The 18,336-nt window shown below is 34.2% G+C and carries 19 protein-coding genes; 11 read left to right on the top strand and 8 right to left on the bottom strand.

Features of this window, described 5'->3' with window-relative positions; genetic code table 11:
* Window positions 1-38 precede the first annotated feature (38 nt).
* The 9 genes from ACN0WI_RS08785 (at window position 39) to ACN0WI_RS08825 (ending at window position 7,203) form a co-directional block, all read left to right on the top strand.
* On the top strand, window positions 39-1,436 hold the full coding sequence (locus tag ACN0WI_RS08785) for an anthranilate synthase component I family protein (RefSeq protein ID WP_417886336.1): 1,398 nt from the start codon (window positions 39-41) through the stop codon (window positions 1,434-1,436).
* A 117-nt stretch (window positions 1,437-1,553) separates the two neighbouring features.
* Window positions 1,554-2,126 carry an anthranilate synthase component II gene (locus ACN0WI_RS08790; protein ID WP_417886337.1) on the top strand — a complete coding sequence of 191 codons (573 nt, stop codon included), beginning with the start codon at window positions 1,554-1,556 and terminating at the stop codon, window positions 2,124-2,126.
* Between the two features lie 77 nt (window positions 2,127-2,203).
* Window positions 2,204-3,196, top strand: a complete 993-nt coding sequence (gene trpD / locus ACN0WI_RS08795; protein ID WP_417886338.1) for an anthranilate phosphoribosyltransferase — start codon at window positions 2,204-2,206, stop codon at window positions 3,194-3,196.
* 6 nt (window positions 3,197-3,202) lie between these two features.
* The gene (gene trpC / locus ACN0WI_RS08800; RefSeq protein ID WP_417886339.1) at window positions 3,203-3,985 is read left to right on the top strand and encodes an indole-3-glycerol phosphate synthase TrpC; all 783 of its coding nucleotides are present in this window, start codon (window positions 3,203-3,205) and stop codon (window positions 3,983-3,985) included.
* A 48-nt stretch (window positions 3,986-4,033) separates the two neighbouring features.
* Complete coding sequence (locus tag ACN0WI_RS08805) at window positions 4,034-4,684, top strand: phosphoribosylanthranilate isomerase (protein ID WP_417886340.1); 651 nt, start codon at window positions 4,034-4,036, stop codon at window positions 4,682-4,684.
* A gap of 135 nt (window positions 4,685-4,819) precedes the next feature.
* On the top strand, window positions 4,820-6,001 hold the full coding sequence (gene trpB / locus ACN0WI_RS08810; protein WP_417886341.1) for a tryptophan synthase subunit beta: 1,182 nt from the start codon (window positions 4,820-4,822) through the stop codon (window positions 5,999-6,001).
* A 73-nt stretch (window positions 6,002-6,074) separates the two neighbouring features.
* Window positions 6,075-6,842 carry a tryptophan synthase subunit alpha gene (gene trpA, locus ACN0WI_RS08815; RefSeq protein ID WP_417886342.1) on the top strand — a complete coding sequence of 256 codons (768 nt, stop codon included), beginning with the start codon at window positions 6,075-6,077 and terminating at the stop codon, window positions 6,840-6,842.
* A gap of 77 nt (window positions 6,843-6,919) precedes the next feature.
* Window positions 6,920-7,063 (top strand): hypothetical protein, encoded by a 144-nt coding sequence (locus ACN0WI_RS08820; protein WP_417886343.1) that lies wholly within the window; start codon window positions 6,920-6,922, stop codon window positions 7,061-7,063.
* A 5-nt stretch (window positions 7,064-7,068) separates the two neighbouring features.
* Window positions 7,069-7,203 carry a 30S ribosomal protein THX gene (locus tag ACN0WI_RS08825; RefSeq protein WP_013070329.1) on the top strand — a complete coding sequence of 45 codons (135 nt, stop codon included), beginning with the start codon at window positions 7,069-7,071 and terminating at the stop codon, window positions 7,201-7,203.
* A 68-nt stretch (window positions 7,204-7,271) separates the two neighbouring features.
* Here the strand turns inward: ACN0WI_RS08825 and ACN0WI_RS08830 are convergent, their stop codons facing one another.
* The 5 genes from ACN0WI_RS08830 to ACN0WI_RS08850 all read right to left on the bottom strand — a co-directional run bounded on the left by ACN0WI_RS08830 (window position 7,272) and on the right by ACN0WI_RS08850 (window position 11,355).
* Window positions 7,272-7,931: a uracil-DNA glycosylase family protein gene (locus ACN0WI_RS08830; protein WP_417886507.1), complete on the bottom strand. Its 660-nt coding sequence runs from the start codon at window positions 7,929-7,931 to the stop codon at window positions 7,272-7,274.
* Window positions 7,932-7,942: 11 nt separating this feature from the next.
* Window positions 7,943-8,608, bottom strand: a complete 666-nt coding sequence (locus ACN0WI_RS08835; protein WP_417886345.1) for an HAD family hydrolase — start codon at window positions 8,606-8,608, stop codon at window positions 7,943-7,945.
* A gap of 107 nt (window positions 8,609-8,715) precedes the next feature.
* The gene (yaaA, locus tag ACN0WI_RS08840) at window positions 8,716-9,477 is read right to left on the bottom strand and encodes a peroxide stress protein YaaA (protein ID WP_417886346.1); all 762 of its coding nucleotides are present in this window, start codon (window positions 9,475-9,477) and stop codon (window positions 8,716-8,718) included.
* Between the two features lie 200 nt (window positions 9,478-9,677).
* Window positions 9,678-10,733, bottom strand: a complete 1,056-nt coding sequence (locus tag ACN0WI_RS08845; protein ID WP_417886347.1) for an RluA family pseudouridine synthase — start codon at window positions 10,731-10,733, stop codon at window positions 9,678-9,680.
* 10 nt (window positions 10,734-10,743) lie between these two features.
* On the bottom strand, window positions 10,744-11,355 hold the full coding sequence (locus tag ACN0WI_RS08850; RefSeq protein WP_417886348.1) for a PASTA domain-containing protein: 612 nt from the start codon (window positions 11,353-11,355) through the stop codon (window positions 10,744-10,746).
* Window positions 11,356-11,462: 107 nt separating this feature from the next.
* Between ACN0WI_RS08850 and ACN0WI_RS08855 the strand changes: the two genes are divergently transcribed.
* Complete coding sequence (locus ACN0WI_RS08855; protein ID WP_417886349.1) at window positions 11,463-12,440, top strand: D-alanine--D-alanine ligase; 978 nt, start codon at window positions 11,463-11,465, stop codon at window positions 12,438-12,440.
* On the opposite strand, the gene ACN0WI_RS08860 is transcribed toward ACN0WI_RS08855, so the two are convergent.
* On the bottom strand, window positions 12,441-13,007 hold the full coding sequence (locus ACN0WI_RS08860) for a hypothetical protein (RefSeq protein ID WP_417886351.1): 567 nt from the start codon (window positions 13,005-13,007) through the stop codon (window positions 12,441-12,443).
* Window positions 13,008-13,138: 131 nt separating this feature from the next.
* On the opposite strand from ACN0WI_RS08860, the gene coaD reads away from it, so the two are divergent.
* Window positions 13,139-13,600: a pantetheine-phosphate adenylyltransferase gene (gene coaD, locus ACN0WI_RS08865; protein WP_417886353.1), complete on the top strand. Its 462-nt coding sequence runs from the start codon at window positions 13,139-13,141 to the stop codon at window positions 13,598-13,600.
* 91 nt (window positions 13,601-13,691) lie between these two features.
* Here coaD and ACN0WI_RS08870 read toward each other — a convergent pair whose 3' ends face one another.
* A complete protein-coding gene (locus ACN0WI_RS08870) occupies window positions 13,692-15,167 on the bottom strand; it encodes a TolC family protein (RefSeq protein WP_417886355.1) in 1,476 nt (491 codons plus the stop codon).
* Complete coding sequence (locus ACN0WI_RS08875; protein ID WP_417886356.1) at window positions 15,157-18,321, bottom strand: efflux RND transporter permease subunit; 3,165 nt, start codon at window positions 18,319-18,321, stop codon at window positions 15,157-15,159. The genes ACN0WI_RS08870 and ACN0WI_RS08875 overlap by 11 nt, the downstream gene beginning before the upstream one ends.
* Window positions 18,322-18,336: the final 15 nt, after the last annotated feature.

Genomic DNA, 18,336 nt, shown 5'->3' on the forward strand with positions numbered 1-18,336 from the left:
CACGACAAGCCTTTTTTTGTTTCAATAATCTTTACAGTATGTATACTTTAAAAACTAACCATAAAAAACTACTTGCCGATACTATTACACCGGTAAGTGTGTATTTAAAAGTTCGCGATAAATACCCTAATAGTTTATTGCTAGAAAGTAGTGATTATCACGCCAATAAAAATAGCTTTTCGTATATCTGCTGTAATCCTATTGCCTCAATAAGAGTACAAAATGAAGAAATTATCGAAGAATTTCCTGATGGCACTTCAAAAACCACAAAAATCACTTCAGAAATAAACATTCCTGAAAAAATTCAGAATTTTGGACAATTATTCAATACCGAAGATTCCGACTTTAAATTCATAAACAACGGACTGTTTGGCTATATTGCTTACGACGGCGTTCGCTATTTTGAAGATATAGAAATTAAAAAGAAAAAAGGCGATCTCGAATTACCCGATATGTATTATGCGGTGTACCAAAATATCATCGCCATTAATCACTTCAACAATCAAGCTTTTATTTTTAACCATTCTTACAATGGCGATAATAAAATTCCGGAGATCGAACAATTACTAAGTGTCAAGAATTTTTCTACTTATAATTTTTATCGCGACGGTGAAACCGAAAGCAATTTAACCGACGACGAATTTATAAAACAAGTACAATTCGGTAAAAAACACTGCTATCGTGGTGATGTTTTCCAAATTGTGCTTTCCAGACGCTTTTCTCAAAAATTTAAAGGAGACGAATTTAATGTATATCGCGCACTGCGAAGCATTAACCCTTCTCCTTACCTATTCTATTTTGATTATGGAAACTTTAAAATCTTCGGAAGTTCACCGGAAGCCCAATTGGTTGTCGACGAAGGCCAAGCCGAAATCCATCCAATCGCAGGAACATTTAAACGTACCGGAAACGACGAAAAAGATGCTGAAATTGCAAAACAACTAAGTGCCGACGAGAAAGAAAATGCCGAGCATGTGATGTTGGTAGATCTTGCCAGAAACGATCTTAGCCGAAACGGAAGCAATGTAAAAGTAGAAACCTATCGTGAAATTCAGTTTTTCTCTCATGTAATTCATTTGGTAAGCAAAGTAACCGGAACTAAAAATCCCGATACTCCAACAATGCAGGTAGTAGCTGATACTTTCCCAGCAGGAACATTAAGCGGTGCACCAAAACACAGCGCCATGAAACTTATCGAAGAATGCGAAAATGTAAACCGCGATGCTTACGGTGGTGCCATCGGTTTTATGGATTTTCACGGCAATTTCAATCATGCAATCATCATAAGATCTTTTGTCAGTAAAAATCATCAGCTGCATTATCAGGCAGGTGCCGGTGTGGTTTCAGAATCTAAAGATGAAAACGAATTACAAGAAGTATATAACAAACTAGGCGCATTAACCAAAGCATTAGAGATTGCTGAAAATATAGAATAATGGCGTTATCACCCTAAGGGGCGGTCGGGCTTTCGGTAGTCGCTTTTTTACACGATAACTCGTTTAAAAAGAGCTCCAACAATACCTCAATCCCTAACGCAAAAAGAAACTTTTAAAATGAAAAAAGTATTAGTTATAGATAATTACGATTCGTTTGTGTACAATCTGGTACATTATTTAGAAGATCTAGATTGTGAAGTAACAGTTCGCAGAAACGATCAGTTAGATATCGAATTTGTAGAAAATTTCGATAAAATATTATTATCTCCCGGTCCGGGAATCCCTTCTGAAGCAGGACTTTTAAAACCCATTATCGAAAAATATGGCGCCACCAAAAGCATTTTTGGAGTTTGTCTTGGCCAGCAGGCTATCGGCGAAGTTTACGGCGGAACCTTAGGAAATTTAGAATCGGTTTACCACGGTATTGCTACCGATATTGATATTGTAGTTGACGATGAACCCTTATTTGCCGGTTTAGATAAAAAGATAAAAGTAGGACGTTACCACTCTTGGGTAGTTTTAAAAGAATTACCCGATGTTTTAGAAGCTACATCTTTTGACGATAAAGGACAAATCATGTCTTTGCGTCATCGTGAATTTGATGTTCGTGGCGTTCAATTTCATCCCGAATCCGTTTTAACTCCAAAAGGAAAAAAGATGATTGAAAATTGGGTAAAAACAAGTTCTTAAACTAGAATAAAAGCAAACATCGGATTTTCAAAAATATACATTTACCTTCCGTTTTTTAACGGAGCATTTCTTATAAAATGAAAGAATTACTCAATAGGTTAATTAACCACGAAACCATAAGCAAAGAAGAAGCTAAACAAGCTTTATTCAATATTTCTAACGGAGAATATAACGAAAGCCAAATTGCCGCTTTTTTAACCGTTTACATGATGCGAAGCGTAACAATCGCCGAGTTAGAAGGGTTTAGAGATGCGCTTTTAGAGTTGTGTGTAGCTATAGATTTAAGCGATTACAATCCTATCGACCTTTGCGGTACGGGTGGCGATGGTAAAAATACCTTCAATATTTCAACAACTGCATCTTTTGTAACTGCTGGTGCCGGAGTACATGTCGCAAAACATGGTAATTATGGGGTATCATCGGTTAGTGGAAGTTCTAATGCTATGGAACACCTAGGAATTCGTTTCAGTAATAATGCCGATTTTTTAGAAAAATGTATCGATAAAGCAGGAATATGTGTATTACACGCACCCCTATTTCACCCGGCTATGAAAAATGTCGCACCTATTCGTAAAAGTTTAGCTGTAAAAACGTTCTTCAATATGCTAGGCCCTATGGTAAATCCGGCTTTCCCACAGAATCAATTAGTAGGTGTCTTTAATCTAGAATTAGCCAGAATGTATGGGTATCTATATCAAAACACCGATAAAAATTTCAGCATTTTATATGCTTTAGATGGCTACGATGAAATTTCACTAACTAGTGACACCAAAATGATTTCTAACCAGACAGAGAGTATGCTAAAACCATCAGATTTTGGGGTAAGAAAGTTAGAGCAAAAAGAAATCTACGGTGGTGGCTCTATAGAAAATTCAGCGATGATTTTGGTAAACATCCTTCGTGGTAAGGGAACCGAAGCTCAGGAAAATGTAGTTTGTGCAAATGCTGGAATGGCTATTGCAACAGTAAAAAATTATACGCCACAAGAAGGTTTTCATGCCGCAAAAGAATCTATTAAATCGGGAAAAGCCCTACAGACCTTAAAAAAATTACAAGACTTAAGCGACTAAGAAATTATGAACATTCTAGATAAAATAATTGCCGATAAACATAAAGAATTGGTTTTAAAAAAACTGGTTGTTCCTGTATCTCAATTAGAAAATTCAGCCTTATTTGAAAGAGAAACCATTTCTTTAGCCCATGCACTTAGAAAAAGTAAAAGCGGAATTATCGCTGAACACAAACGCCGTTCTCCTTCAAAATCGGTAATTAACCATAGTCTAAACGTAGAAGATGTAGCCAAAGGTTACGAAAATGCAGGAGTAAGCGGAATGTCAGTATTAACCGATGGTAAATATTTTGGAGGTTCGCTAGATGATTTATTATATGCCCGTGCTTCAGTAAAAATGCCCATTTTAAGAAAAGAATTCATTATTGACGAATATCAATTATTAGAAGCCAAAGCTCATGGTGCCGATGTAATTCTATTGATTGCTGCAGTTTTAGAACGCGAGCAAATCAAACAATTATCTGAATTTGCTAAAAACCTTGGTTTAGATGTATTGCTTGAAGTGCATAACGAAGATGAATTAAAGAAATCGATCATGCCAAGTTTAGATATGTTGGGCGTAAATAACCGAAATCTTAAAACCTTTGAAGTTAGCACTCAAATAAGCAAAGATCTTTCTGAAAAAATACCAGATGATTTTGTAAAAGTTAGTGAAAGTGGAATCAGTTCGGTAGAGGCTATCAAAGATTTAAAACAATTTGGATATGAAGGTTTCTTAATAGGAGAAAATTTTATGAAAACCAACAATCCCGGTGAAAATGCTAAGAAGTTTATTAAGGATCTTGTTTAATATATTCAGAATTAAACATTTCAAATACTCTAAGCAAAAAACTTAAAAATGAATTTAAAACTCAAAATATGCGGAATGAAACACCCTGAAAATATTCAGGATGTTGCTGCGATTAACCCAGATTATATGGGTTTTATTTTCTACGAAAAAACACCCCGATTTTTTAGTACTAAAATACCTAAAATCTCAGATTCAATAAAAAAGACCGGTGTTTTTGTAAATGCTGAAATTGCAGAAATTCTGGATCAAATTAATAAACATGATCTTAATGCAATTCAGCTTCACGGTGGAGAATCAGCCGAGTTTTGTGCCGAATTAAAAGCAGTATTAGAGAAAACAAATATTGAATTAATAAAAGTATTTTCCATTAAATCTGAGTTCGATTTTAATCAATTAGCAGATTTTGAAGCTCATGTAGATTATTTTCTTTTTGACACCAAAGGCAAACATAAAGGAGGAAACGGCGAAACTTTCGATTGGACCTTATTAAAAGAATATCCATCGGAAAAACCATTTTTCCTGAGTGGCGGAATTGGTTTAGAACAACTAAACGATTTACAAAAATTTTATGCCTATTTCAGTAAAATCGGTAAACAACATTTACTTTATGCAGTAGATATTAATAGTGCTTTTGAAAATGAACCCGGTTTAAAAGATATTAAAAAGCTGAAAAGATTTATTGATTTAAAAATTAAATAGAATAAAGCTGGAATTACAAAATTGAAATTGAATCAACCAATCGCTGAAGGCAAATTGCTAAAAGCGGTTTACTAAAGAATACACATAAAAATTAAGCTGAAAAGCTGAAAGCTCTAGGCTAAAATGCTAAATAAAATGACATATCAAGCAGACGAAAAAGGATATTATGGCGATTTTGGTGGCGCTTATATTCCTGAAATGCTATATCCTAATGTAGAGGAATTGCGTAAGCAATATCTAGACATCATGAAAGAAGATTCTTTTCAAAAAGAATTCAAATCACTTCTTAAAGATTATGTAGGTCGACCTACACCACTTTACTATGCGAAGCGTTTCAGTAATAAGTACAATACCAAGGTATATTTAAAACGTGAAGATCTTTGCCATACAGGAGCCCACAAAGTAAATAATACGGTAGGCCAGATTTTAATGGCTAAACGCTTAGGTAAAAACCGAATTATCGCTGAAACCGGTGCTGGGCAGCACGGTGTAGCTACCGCTACAGTATGTGCACTAATGGGAATTGAGTGTATTGTGTACATGGGCGAAATTGATATTGAACGCCAAGCGCCAAACGTAGCCCGAATGAAAATGCTTGGTGCCAAAGTAGTTCCGGCGAAATCCGGAAGTAAAACTCTTAAAGATGCTACTAACGAAGCTATACGTGATTGGATTAACAATCCGGTAGATACGCATTACATTATTGGTTCAGTGGTTGGTCCACATCCATATCCAGATATGGTAGCAAGATTTCAGGCGGTAATTTCCGAAGAAATTAAAATACAACTTAAAGAAAAAGAAAATCGGGAAAATCCGGATTATGTAGTAGCTTGTGTTGGTGGGGGCAGTAACGCTGCCGGTGCCTATTTCCATTACTTAGACAATCCTGAAGTTGGAATTATTGCTGTAGAAGCTGCCGGAAAAGGAATTTATACCGGTGAAAGTGCTGCAACCTCAGCTTTAGGTAAAGAAGGAATTATCCATGGAAGTAAAACACTCTTAATGCAAACCGAAGATGGCCAGATAACAGAACCGTATTCTATTTCAGCTGGTTTGGATTATCCGGGGGTTGGACCAATGCATGCCAATTTATTTAGAAGTGGCCGCGGCGAATTTATTTCGATTACCGACAAAGCAGCCATGAAAGCCGGCTTAGAATTAGCAAAACTAGAAGGGATTATTCCGGCGATAGAATCGTCTCACGCACTTGCTATTTTCGAAGATCGAAAATTTAAAGAAGATGATGTTGTAGTAGTAAATCTTTCTGGTCGTGGTGATAAAGATTTAAATACCTATATCGATTATTTTAATCTTTAGAAGTTTCTTTTTCATCAATGGAAAAAGAAAGTAAGAGTAAAAATAAAAAGCTGAAGGCTAAAAGCTAGAAAAAATGAATAGAATAAATCAAAAAATGAAAGAAGATAAAAAACTTCTTTCTATATATTTTACCTCCGGGTATCCTAAAATTGAAGACACTGTAGATATTATTAAAAATCTTGAAAAAAGTGGCGTCGATTTTATTGAAATTGGATTACCATTTAGTGATCCTTTAGCTGATGGTCCAACCATCCAGGAAAGTTCTACAATTGCATTAAAAAACGGAATGACATCGCATAAACTTTTTGAGCAACTGAAAGATATTCGTTCTGAAGTTTCGATTCCGTTAGTCATTATGGGCTATTTTAATCCCATACTTCAATTTGGCGTAGAGAAATTTTGTGCTAAATGTGAAGAAGTGGGTATCGACGGACTCATAATTCCAGATCTTCCGGTAGATGTTTATAATGATAATTATAAAACGATATTCGATAAACACGGACTGAAAAATATATTCCTAATCACGCCACAAACTTCCGAAGAACGTATTCGTTTTATAGATGAAGTTTCCGACGGATTTATTTATATGGTTAGTACCGCCAGCGTTACTGGAAGTACTAAAGGTTTTGGCGAAGAAACCAAAGCTTACTTTCAGCGAATTTCAGAAATGAAACTTAAAAATCCACAAGTGGTAGGATTTGGAATTAGTGATGAAGAAACATTTAACGATGCTACGCAATATGCAAAAGGCGCCATTATTGGTAGTGCTTTTATTAAACATATTAATAAGCATGGAAAAGATAGCATTCCTGAATTCATAAAAACAGTAAGGCCGGTTTAACCTAAGTCTAACAATGTATTGGGAGCTTTTAAGAGTATGTGTTTGTATCTTTAAGATGAACTTAAAAAACATGAATTATGGGAGGGCCAATTGAAGATAACCACCGAACACGAAAAACAGATCAAAAAAACCCAACACAACCAACGGGAAAAAGAAATGAGTCTACTAACAAAGTAGATATCGATGAAAAAACGATTAAAGACCAACAAAACAAAAAATAACTTTTATGGGAAGAGGCGATAAAAAAACAAAGCGAGGGAAAATAGCTATCGGTACTAACGGGAAGCTACGTCCTAAACGTAAAAAGTTTAAAGTAAAGCCAACTACCCTTGCCGAGCAAGATAAAAAAGACTTACAGTAATTTAAACTGTAAACAAAAAATCCCTGAAATTCAATTTGAATTTCAGGGATTTTTATTTACTGGGTCTTCTAAAAAAAATTCTTGTACTGAAGTACTCTAAAATCAACAGTATTAAAATTGGGGTTTTCAACTTTCAACTCTTTGTAAAGCTGCATACTCCCTATCGCCATATTTGCTGCACCTGAAGGTGCAATTAACGAAACGGTATTTATCAATCGCCCATCCAATATAAATTGATGAACTCTTGGTGGTTCATTATTTACAATTTTCAGTTTGATATCTTCTTCGGAATTTTTCAAATGTCTTCGTAAGAAATATTCAGGTCCGTTTTTGCTATTTCCACCGGTAAATAACAGCGTGTCAATTTTTGGATGATTTCGTAAAATCTGAAGCATATTTCTAAGCTCGACCTTCTGCATTCCTAAATCTGAAGCATCAATTTTCTCCCTGAAACTGCTTTCCACCACATCACAAATCCCGATGCCACGCTTCCGAAGAAAATCCTTGCGTTGCGCGATAGCTTTTTCTGAATTATCATAAATTAATTCCAGATCAAAAATTCGGTCTAAAATTGGCCAAAGTAAACCATCCTGACTTCCGTAACAAAAATTAACATCACGTTCCTTTAATTCTCCTTGCGTAAACCTTGGAGGCGGTAAAGTTCCAACGATAAGTTTGGTTGCACTCTCTGGAATAAATGGCGGGTAAGGGTGTTTGTGATGGAAAATATCAATATTGTTTAAATTCGATCTTCTTTTTCTAAATACTGCGTCGCTTCCCGAAGACTATCGAAAATTTTATCGGCCGCTTGTACGTTTTCTTTTAAATTTTCATCTGCTTGAATTGCAAAACACTCCAAATCGGCTCCTTTTGCTGAAGCAACTCCGGTTTTGGTATCTTCAAAAACAATAAGATTTGTTTTCGGTAAACTAATTTTTTCAACTGCAGTTATGTAACTTTCAGGATCTGGTTTACTCTTTTTTACATCTGTTCTGGTGATGATAAATTCAAAATATTTTGCGATATCAGTTTTCTCTAAAAGATATTCAACATTATTTCGTGGACTACCGGTTACCAAATAGATGGGAATATTCTTTTCTTTAAAAAAATCTAATGTTTCAATCGCGAAAGGCATAAATTCAACTTCAGATTCTTTTACCACCTTTTCCGCCATGCGTTCGCGCTTATAGGTTAAATCTTCACTAGAAATCGGTAAATTAAATTGCTTGATAATCGCCTTAGCATTAATAGGTGAAGGAGTACCTGCATAGGTTTTAATGTAATAATCGTAATCCAGTTCGGCGCCGTAATCCTTTAAAACCTCTACCCAGGAGTTATAATGATAATGTTCAGAATCTACTAAAGTACCATCGAAATCGAAAATTGCTGCTTTTATTTCAGCCATTGTTATTATTTTTTGGGGTTTTCTACGAAAATACTTCCGAAGAAATAAAGCTTTTTATTGCTAATATTAAGTTTTGGTTAGTTTAAATTTAGAAAAATCAATGAGAGCTATCGAATAAAAACCGGTTCGTTCTCCTTATCGGTATGCTCTGCGCTAAATTTATAATCATCGTAATCGAAGCCTTTAATATCGTCTAAAGTTTTCGCTGAAGAATCGATAATATAGCGCACCATAGCACCACGAGCTTTCTTTGCATAAAAACTGATGATTTTCAATTTTCCGTTCTTATAATCTTTAAAAACAGGAGCAATTACAGGAACTTTTAAAGCTTTTGTATCTACTGCTTTAAAATATTCGTTACTAGCAAGATTAACAAAAAGCTCTTCGTCTTCTAATTCTGAATTCAAATAATCAGTTACTTTCTCTTTCCAAACTTCGTAGAGCGTATCGGTACTTTCGATCCCAATTTTTGTTCCCATTTCTAAACGGTAGGGCTGAATAAGATCGAGTGGTCTTAATATTCCGTATAAGCCAGATAGAATTCGTAATGTATTTTGGATATTGTCTAATTTATTATCAGGAAGCGTATAAGCATCCAACCCATTATAAACATCGCCATTAAAAGCGTACATCGCCGGGCGAGAATTCTTTTTGGTATGATCTTCTTCAAATTCCTGATAACGCGTATAATTTAAATCTGCCAGCTTATCGCTAATACTCATTAATTCTGAAATCTCTTTTTTGGTCATCCTGGCCAATTTTCGATTCAGTTTTGCTGTAGTTTCAAGAAAAGCGGGCTGCGTTCCTCGTGTGGTAGGTAACTTCGATTCGTAATCCAGGCTTTTTGCCGGTGAAACAACTATTTTCATTTTTCTTTTCTATTTTTCTGAAGATAAGCTCATAGAAGATGAACTGTATCTTATTTCAATTTAAAAACAAGCTTTGAATTGAAATTTTTAGTTTATAAAGTAAAGATACAACTTGACTTACCGAAAATAAAAAAGACCTTTAATTACTTCTTTATCGAGCAATAGAAAGGTCTTATATATTATTGATTTTTGGTTAAATGCTACAGCATTTCTTTTTGATTTTTTGCGTAATTCTGCCATTTTTCAATAGCGCCAACCATGTCTTCCGGCAATTCTGAATTAAAGCTCATCCACTCCTCCGTTTTAGGATGGGTAAAGCCTAATGTTTTTGCATGTAAGGCTTGACGTGGTAAAATTTTAAAACAATTATCTACAAACTGTTTGTATTTTGTAAAAGTGGTTCCTTTTAAAATTCGCTCGCCTCCGTAACGCTCATCATTAAAAAGTGTGTGTCCAATATACTTCATATGCACACGTATTTGATGTGTTCTTCCTGTTTCCAATTTACAGGAAACAAGAGTCACATAACCAAAACGCTCCAACACTTTAAAATGAGTTACTGCTGGCTTTCCTTTCTCTGCGTTTTCACCTTCAAAAACGGTGTTTTGGAGACGGTTTTTTGGATGCCTACCAATATTACCCTCGATAGTTCCTTCATCTTCTTCTACATTCCCCCAAACCATTGCTACATATTCTCGCTCGCTCGTTTTATCGAAAAACTGTTTCGATAAATGCGCCATAGCTTGTTCGGTTTTTGCAACCACTAAAAGTCCGCTTGTATCTTTATCTATTCTATGAACCAATCCAGGTCGATCACTACTATTATTCGGTAGATTTTCGAAATGATACACCAACGCATTAATTAAGGTACCGCTGTAATTGCCATGCCCGGGATGCACTACCAAACCGGCTGGTTTATTTACTACCAATACAGTATCATCTTCATAAACAATATCAAGTGGTATATTCTCTGGTGTTAGTAAAAATTCATACGGAGGATGTTCAAACATTACTTGCACAACATCACCGGCTTTTACTTTATAGTTTTGTTTTACAGGAATATCATTCACATAAATATTCCCATCTTTTGCGGCTTTTTGAATTTTATTTCGAGTCGCTTTTTCGATATAATTCATCAAATATTTATCAACACGAAGTGGGTTTTGGCCTTTCTCCGCAGTAAATTTATGATGCTCATAAAGCGTTTCGTCGTTTTGCTCTTCCAGCTCGGTATTTTCTTGTGGGTTCTCCTTCATTAAAATCTAATTATTCTGATATTGGTGTATCTTCTCCGGTTCCTAAACTATCAGATTCCGGAGCATGATAACCTCCTGAACCATCTCCTAAAACAAGGTCTATTTTAGAGGTTTTCATTAATTCATCTCCTGCATTAAGCGTTTTTCCATTATGTCGAAGCTCTAATACAGCATCTTCAGCAATATCCGGCTTATATATTATCTGTCCAATTTCAAACCCTAAAGATTTTAAAGTTGGCTCAGCTTGCCTACGTGTTCGCCGAATTAGATCTGGAATTATAACTTTTCTGTATCCTGAAGGATTTAGTGTTAAATATATTTTCCGATTTTCTTTTACATATTTTCCGGCTTTCGGAGCTTGTGCAATAACCGAATACGGCGGATACTCTGGATTGAAATTTGCCGAATCTAAAATTTCATAACGTAACTGTTTTTGATGTAAGGTTGTTTCTACTTCGCTTAATTGAAGTTCGGATAAATTGGGCACTTCAATACGTTCGCCCTGATTAGTCGTATAGTCTAACCATTGCATTCCTAAATATGCCAATACAACTAACATTACTAAAGCTAAGGCTAATTGAATTAAAAATGTTTTACTGAAAATGAATTTAAACAATCCCATATATTTACAAAATAAAAAACAAAGATATAAAAACGTCTTGGTTTTGGTGACAACCTTTTTTCGTGATATTTTTGTTTTTAAACGCAGCTTAACCTGAGATATTGAATATGAAGAAAAAAATTGCAATCGCAATGGGCGGTTTTTCTAGTGAATACCGCATCTCTATTAATAGTGGTAACATGGTTTACCAAAATCTAGATCGTAGCATTTACGAGCCTTATCGTGTCCATATTTTACAAAACGAATGGTTTGTAGTTACAGATGATGATACGCCTTACCCCATTAATAAAAATGATTTTAGCGTTAAAATTGATGATGAAATTATAAAATTTGATTGTGTTTTTAATACCATTCATGGCACACCAGGTGAAAATGGGTTGCTACAAGCTTATTTAGAATTACTCAATATTCCACAAACAGCTGCTGATTACTACCAAGCAGCGCTTACTTTTAATAAGCGAGATTTAATTAGCACATTACAACCTTACGGAATTAAAACTGCTAAAAATTATTTTTTAAATAAAGAAGATATTGTTAATCCTGATGTTATTATTGAAAAAGTAGGATTACCTTGTTTTGTAAAAGCTAACAGAGCCGGTAGCAGTTTTGGTATAACAAAAGTAAAACACAAAGACGAATTATATAATGCAACTATTAATGCATTTAAAGAAGATAATGAAGCTATTATAGAATCGTTTCTAGACGGCACAGAAGTATCTGTTGGAGTAATTACTTATGAGGGAAAACTTCTAGCGTTACCTGTTACAGAAATTGTCTCTGAAAACGACTTTTTCGATTATGAAGCTAAATATCTAGGTAAATCTCAAGAAATTACACCAGCTAGAATTTCAGATAAAGACACTAAAAAAGTTCAGGAAATTGCTAAACTCATTTATCAGAAATTAAAAATGAAAGGATTTAGCAGATCTGAATTTATTTTCCATAACGGAGAACCTCATTTTATTGAGATGAATACTACACCGGGCTTAAGCCAAGCTAGCATTTTACCGCAACAAGCAGCTAAAGCCGGTATAAGTTTGCAAGATTTATATGGTAGTGCTATTGAAACTGCTTTGAATAAATAATTAAAAATTATAACCAATCTTTAAGTCTAAGGTAAATACAGATCCATCACTATCGTAATAGTCCTTTTCATTAAAATAGGTAGCATATCCTAATCCTAATGCAAATTCATAGCCAAAATGCCGACTAATATTACGTTTAATTCCCCATTTAGGAACAAATGAAATTTGGTTATGCACAGTTACATTATCTTGATCTGATATAACAAATAAATCGGGATGTAAAGAAATATCGAAACTTAAGAAATTAGATGCATTATTCCATGTTTTTCTTCCTCTATCAGCCCGTTTATTTAAATTATAATACCATCGAGGCTCCAAAGTAATTACAGGAGCAAGTAAATAATGCATATCCCCATCAGAATAAAAAGAATTAGCCCATAAACCACCATCAAAACCTACTTCTGCTCTAAATGAAAATTCATCGGCCAAGCGTAGCTCATGGTATCCCCAAATACCAAGCAATCCTACCTGTACACCGTATAAAGATCCCTCTAAAGACTTGGTTTGAGATTTCATAGATAAACTCCCCATAAATAAGATGCAAAAAACGATAGCAAATTTCTTCATTTTCGATTAAATTTTGATTGATAGTATAAATGTTACGAATATATAGAATTAACGTTTGCACCTATAACTTAAAATCTATTTTGTTTCTTTCTTTTTTTATAAGAACTTCGTAAACATATAATTACTTTTTAATGAGAAAAGCTGTATTTCCGGGTTCTTTTGATCCTATTACGTTAGGACATGTAGATATAATTGAAAGAGCTCTGCCTCTTTTTGACGAAATTATATTGGCCATTGGCACCAATAGCAACAAAAAATATATGTTTTCTTTAGAAAAGCGATTAACATTTTTAAAGGAAACTTTTAAAGCTGAATCTAAAATTAAAGTAACTACTTATAAAGGACTTACCGTTGATTTTTGTAAAGAAATTGATGCTAAATTTTTACTACGTGGCTTACGAAATGGTATTGATCTTGAGTTTGAAAAAGCCATTGGACAAACCAATTATAAAATGGAAGAAATTGAAACCGTTTTTTTAATGGCTTCTTCAGGATTTGAACATATTTCTTCAACAATTGTTAGAGATGTAATGCAACATGGCGGCAAATATCAATTTATGGTTCCAGATGCGGTAAAAATCGAAAATCAATAAATTACATTAGGTTTTATAAAAAAACCTCCAGAATTAAAAATTCTGGAGGCCAACTAACTAAACCTAACAACCTAATGAAAAAACAATATATTTATTGCCAACCGCCACCTAACGCTTGGTACATATTTACTACAGCAATTAACTGTTCTTTTTTAGTTTCTACTAATTCAAACTTAGAATCTAATGCATCTCGTTGCGTCATTAACACTTCCATATATTCAGCTCGTGCGTTTTTAAATAACCGATTTGAAATTGTAATCGATTTATTTAATGCATCTACTTCACCGGATTTCAAGTCGTAACTTTTATTTAAATTTTCAATTTTAGAAACTTGATTAGCTACTTCTATGTAGGCCTTCAACACTGTTTGTTCATAATCAAAAACAGCCTGAATTTGTCTTGAATTTGCACTTTTATAGGCTGCTTTAATTGCATTTCTATTTACTAAAGGTGCCATTAAATCTCCAGCTACCGAATAAATTAAAGATTCTGGGGTATCTAACAAATATTTCGAATTAAAAGCTTGATATCCTATGTTAGCTGAAATTCCAAGAGAAGGATAAAATCTAGCTTTGGCTACTTTTATATTCAATTTAGATTCAGCTACCTCATATTCAGCTCTGCGAATATCAGGACGATTTTCTAATAATTGGGATGGTAAACCAGTATATAATTGCTTTGGAATTAAATTAGGAAAACTATCTGAACTACGAGTTATAGGTTGTGGATAACGTCCTACTAAGAAATTCAACTCATTTTCAGTCTCTGTAATTTGCTGCTTAATTTTGTACTGTAAACTTTTAGTATTCATTACCTCAGCCTGAAATTTACTAACAGCTAATTCAGTAACACGAGCTGCTTGTTTTTGAAGTTTAACAATTCGTAAAGCTCTATTCTGAATATCAATAGTATTTTTAGTAATTTTTAACTGATTATCTAAGGCTAATAACTCGTAATATGAGTTTGCTATTTCAGCAATTAGATTAGTAACCATAAAATTTCTACCTTCTACACTCGCCAAGTAATTCATTACAGCAGCTTTCTTTGCATTGTGAAGTTTACTCCAAATATCAACTTCCCATTGTGCATGTAATCCAGCTTTAAAATCCGGTAAAGGTTCCGGAAATGCTTTTCCTTCTTTTATATCCAGATTTTCTTCTACAGCTCCGTCTCGAGTATATTTCCCTGCTTTCTCTATTCCTCCGCCTGCTTGCAAACTAACCGATGGTAAATATTCACCTTTACGAGCTTTTATCTCGTTTTTAGCAATTTGCAATTGTTGCAGTATAATATTTAATTCCTGATTATTTTGCAAAGCAGTTTCGATAAGCGCCACTAAATTAGGATCTTTAAAAAAGTCTTTCCAATTTGTTTTAGCCGCTGTTAAACTATCTTCAGAATTATTTTTTTTCTCTTGAAGAGAATCAGAATTGTGAAAATTCTCAGGCACTTCTTTATTTACTGACTTTTCTGCCAAAGTTGGCACACAAGACGTGAACGTTAAGAACACGCCTGTGAATAATCCAACATAAGCAAAATGCTTATACTTTCTTAAATTATTTATCATATTTGAAATCTTCAGATAATGGGTTTTCGTCTTCAAATTTTATTAAGGATTTACCTTCTGCTAAACTTCCGAAAATAAAATACAAGCCTGGTACTACAATCACTCCGAAAATAGTTCCGAAAAGCATACCTCCTAACGCAGATGCTCCTAAAGTTCGGTTACCTACAGCTCCGGCTCCTGTTGCTATTATAAGTGGAATAAGTCCGGCTATAAAGGCAAAAGACGTCATTAAAATTGGGCGAAAACGTACTTTAGCTCCTTCAATTGCTGCTTGTAGTACTGTTAAACCTTCCTTATTTTTTATTACGGCAAATTCAACAATTAACACGGCGTTTTTACCCAGTAAACCAACTAACATTATAAGCCCTATTTGCGCATATATATCGTTTTGCAAGCCCATTAATTTTAAAAGCATAAACGAGCCGAAAACACCGACTGGTAAAGAGAAAACTACGGTTAACGGAATTATAAAACTTTCGTATTGTGCCGCTAAAACAAAGTATACAAACACTAATACTATTAAGAATATATAGATAGATTCATTACCTCGTCTTGCTTCATCATAAGAAAGACCTTCCCAAGCAATATCATAGTTTTTAGGTAAGGTTTCTTTTGCTACATCTTTAATTGCATTAATAGCATCTGCAGTAGAATATCCTGCCGCCGGTAATCCACGAATAGCCGCTGAATTATACATATTAAAACGAGTAACTTCGTTTGGTCCTTGTTTTTTCTTCAACTTCATAAAAGCAGAATAAGGAACCATTTCTCCATGATCGTTCTTTACATACATGTTTAAAACATCAGATGGCAACCTTCTAAAACTTGGATCGGATTGTACATATACCTTAAAAAATCGGTTATATTTAATAAATCCTTGTTCGTAAGTACTACCAATTAAAATGTTTAAGTTTTCCATAGCTTTATCTATAGAAACTCCTTTTTGCATAGCCAATTCATTATTAATTTCTAATTCATATTGTGGATAATTGGCTGCAAAAAATGTAAATAAACCTTTAAGCTCTGGACGCTTTCTTAAATTATCCAAAAACTCTTTATTGATTTTATCAAACTCTTGATAATCGGTATCTGTATTTTGATCTAACAATCGAAGTGAAAAACCTCCTGAAGATCCGAATCCTGGAATTGCTGGTGGTTCAAAAAACTCGATAACGGCACCTAAATCTTTAGATTTTTCTTCGAGTTCTTCCATAATTTGAGTTACAGTACGATCTCGATTAGACCAGTTTTTAAGGTTAATTAAACAAGTCCCTGCATTAGATCCTCTACCTTCTGTCATTATCTCGTATCCGGCTAATGATGATACAGAAGCAATTCCGTCAACATCTTCACAAATAGCTTGCAATTTTTTAGATACTTCATTAGTTCTTTCTAATGTAGCACCAGGAGGTGTTTGGATTATCGCATAAATAGTACCTTGGTCTTCACTTGGTACAAAACCAGAAGGTAAAACTTGGTTTTCTAAATAAATACCTACACAAAAAGCAATTAAAATTCCAAATGTTAGCCATCTTCTACTTACAATTCGTTTTAGTAAACCTACGTATTTACCGGTAAGTTTATCGAAACCTGAATTAAATTTATCTAATCCTTTTGTTAAGAAGTTTTGTTTCTTTTCTTTTCCATGATTGTTTTTAAGCAACATCGCACATAAAACTGGTGTAAGTGTAAGTGCGATTATGGCTGAAATAACAATAGAACTTGCCATTGTAATTGAGAACTGTCTATAGAAAGTACCAACTGGACCAGACATAAATGAAATTGGCAAGAATACAGAAACCATTACAGCTGTAATTGCTACAATTGCCCCTCCTATTTCTCCTAAAACTTGTTTTACAGCTAAATAGGGAGAAATATCCGGATGCTCTTCAAACTTCGCATGGACGGCTTCCACCACCACAATAGCATCATCGACCACAATACCTATGGCTAGTACTAAAGCAAATAAAGTAACTAAGTTGATAGAAATTCCGAAAAATTGAATTACAAAGAATGCTCCTACTAATGATACTGGAACTGCTAAAATTGGAATTAACGTAGAACGCCAATCTCCTAAAAATATAAATACTACTATCGCAACAAGAATAAAAGCATCTCGTAACGTATGGACTACTTGCTCTATAGATGCATCTAAAAATTGCGATACATCGTAGCTTAATTTATAATCCATTCCAGGAGGAAAATCTTTTTTCATATCTTCCAACTTATCCTTAACCTCATCAATTACATCACTTGCATTACTTCCATAACTTTGCTTTAATACAATTGCTGCAGATGGATGACCATCGAGATTCGAATAAATATCGAAAAATTCACTTCCTAATTCTACTTTACCAACATCTTTTAAGCGTAAACTTTCTCCTTCAGGGTTGGCTCTAATTATAATATTTTCGTATTGTTCCGGATCGTTATAGCGGCCTTTATAAGTTAATACATATTCTAAAGACTGTGCTTTTTTACCGGAGCTTCTACCTAATCTACCAGGTCTACCTACAATACTTTGTTCTTGCATGGCTTCCATAACTTCATCTACAGAAACATCATAAGCCCGCATTCTATCAGGATTTAACCAAACACGCATTGCATATTTTCTACTTCCCAATATTTTTGAACGAGCTATCCCTTTAATTCTATTAATTTCAGGGATCATTTTTACGTTCGCATAGTTATACAAGAACTTCTCATCCATATTCTTATTTTTTGAATATAGATTTACATACATAAGCATGCTAGGTTGAACTGGCGTTATAGTTACGCCTTCCCGTTGTACCAATTCAGGTAACAGTGGCATAACACGGTCTACCCGAGTTTTTACACGGACTACAGCTTCATTAGGATCTGTTCCCGGTTCAAAAATTATACGTAATGTAGCTTCACCTGCACTAGTTGCATCAGTAGCTATATAACGCATTCCTTGTACACCGTTAATAGAATTCTCTAATGTAATAAGTGTTGATTTAACCAATACATCAGCACTTGCACCAGGGTAGGCTATAAATATATTTACCGTAGTGGGGGCAATTTTAGGAAACTGAGATATCGGTAACTTTTTTATTGCCAAAGACCCCATAAAAACAATAATTATAGAAACAACTATTGCAAATACAGGTCTATGTATAAATCGTTTAAACATAGTTTTTAAATTTTA

The sequence above is a fragment of the Zunongwangia sp. genome (genome assembly GCF_048269745.1).
Classification (GTDB): Bacteria; Bacteroidota; Bacteroidia; order Flavobacteriales; family Flavobacteriaceae; genus Zunongwangia.

Bases quoted from the DNA above. Each gene is read 5' to 3' on its own strand.
- ACN0WI_RS08785 (WP_417886336.1), top strand. From the start codon at position 39: ATGTATACTTTAAAAACTAACCATAAAAAACTACTTGCCGATACTATT.
- ACN0WI_RS08790 (WP_417886337.1), top strand. From the start codon at position 1,554: ATGAAAAAAGTATTAGTTATAGATAATTACGATTCGTTTGTGTACAAT.
- trpD (WP_417886338.1), top strand. From the start codon at position 2,204: ATGAAAGAATTACTCAATAGGTTAATTAACCACGAAACCATAAGCAAA.
- trpC (WP_417886339.1), top strand. From the start codon at position 3,203: ATGAACATTCTAGATAAAATAATTGCCGATAAACATAAAGAATTGGTT.
- ACN0WI_RS08805 (WP_417886340.1), top strand. From the start codon at position 4,034: ATGAATTTAAAACTCAAAATATGCGGAATGAAACACCCTGAAAATATT.
- trpB (WP_417886341.1), top strand. From the start codon at position 4,820: ATGACATATCAAGCAGACGAAAAAGGATATTATGGCGATTTTGGTGGC.
- trpA (WP_417886342.1), top strand. From the start codon at position 6,075: ATGAATAGAATAAATCAAAAAATGAAAGAAGATAAAAAACTTCTTTCT.
- ACN0WI_RS08820 (WP_417886343.1), top strand. From the start codon at position 6,920: ATGGGAGGGCCAATTGAAGATAACCACCGAACACGAAAAACAGATCAA.
- ACN0WI_RS08825 (WP_013070329.1), top strand. From the start codon at position 7,069: ATGGGAAGAGGCGATAAAAAAACAAAGCGAGGGAAAATAGCTATCGGT.
- ACN0WI_RS08835 (WP_417886345.1), bottom strand. From the start codon at position 8,608: ATGGCTGAAATAAAAGCAGCAATTTTCGATTTCGATGGTACTTTAGTA.
- yaaA (WP_417886346.1), bottom strand. From the start codon at position 9,477: ATGAAAATAGTTGTTTCACCGGCAAAAAGCCTGGATTACGAATCGAAG.
- ACN0WI_RS08845 (WP_417886347.1), bottom strand. From the start codon at position 10,733: ATGAAGGAGAACCCACAAGAAAATACCGAGCTGGAAGAGCAAAACGAC.
- ACN0WI_RS08850 (WP_417886348.1), bottom strand. From the start codon at position 11,355: ATGGGATTGTTTAAATTCATTTTCAGTAAAACATTTTTAATTCAATTA.
- ACN0WI_RS08855 (WP_417886349.1), top strand. From the start codon at position 11,463: ATGAAGAAAAAAATTGCAATCGCAATGGGCGGTTTTTCTAGTGAATAC.
- ACN0WI_RS08860 (WP_417886351.1), bottom strand. From the start codon at position 13,007: ATGAAGAAATTTGCTATCGTTTTTTGCATCTTATTTATGGGGAGTTTA.
- coaD (WP_417886353.1), top strand. From the start codon at position 13,139: ATGAGAAAAGCTGTATTTCCGGGTTCTTTTGATCCTATTACGTTAGGA.
- ACN0WI_RS08870 (WP_417886355.1), bottom strand. From the start codon at position 15,167: ATGATAAATAATTTAAGAAAGTATAAGCATTTTGCTTATGTTGGATTA.
- ACN0WI_RS08875 (WP_417886356.1), bottom strand. From the start codon at position 18,321: ATGTTTAAACGATTTATACATAGACCTGTATTTGCAATAGTTGTTTCT.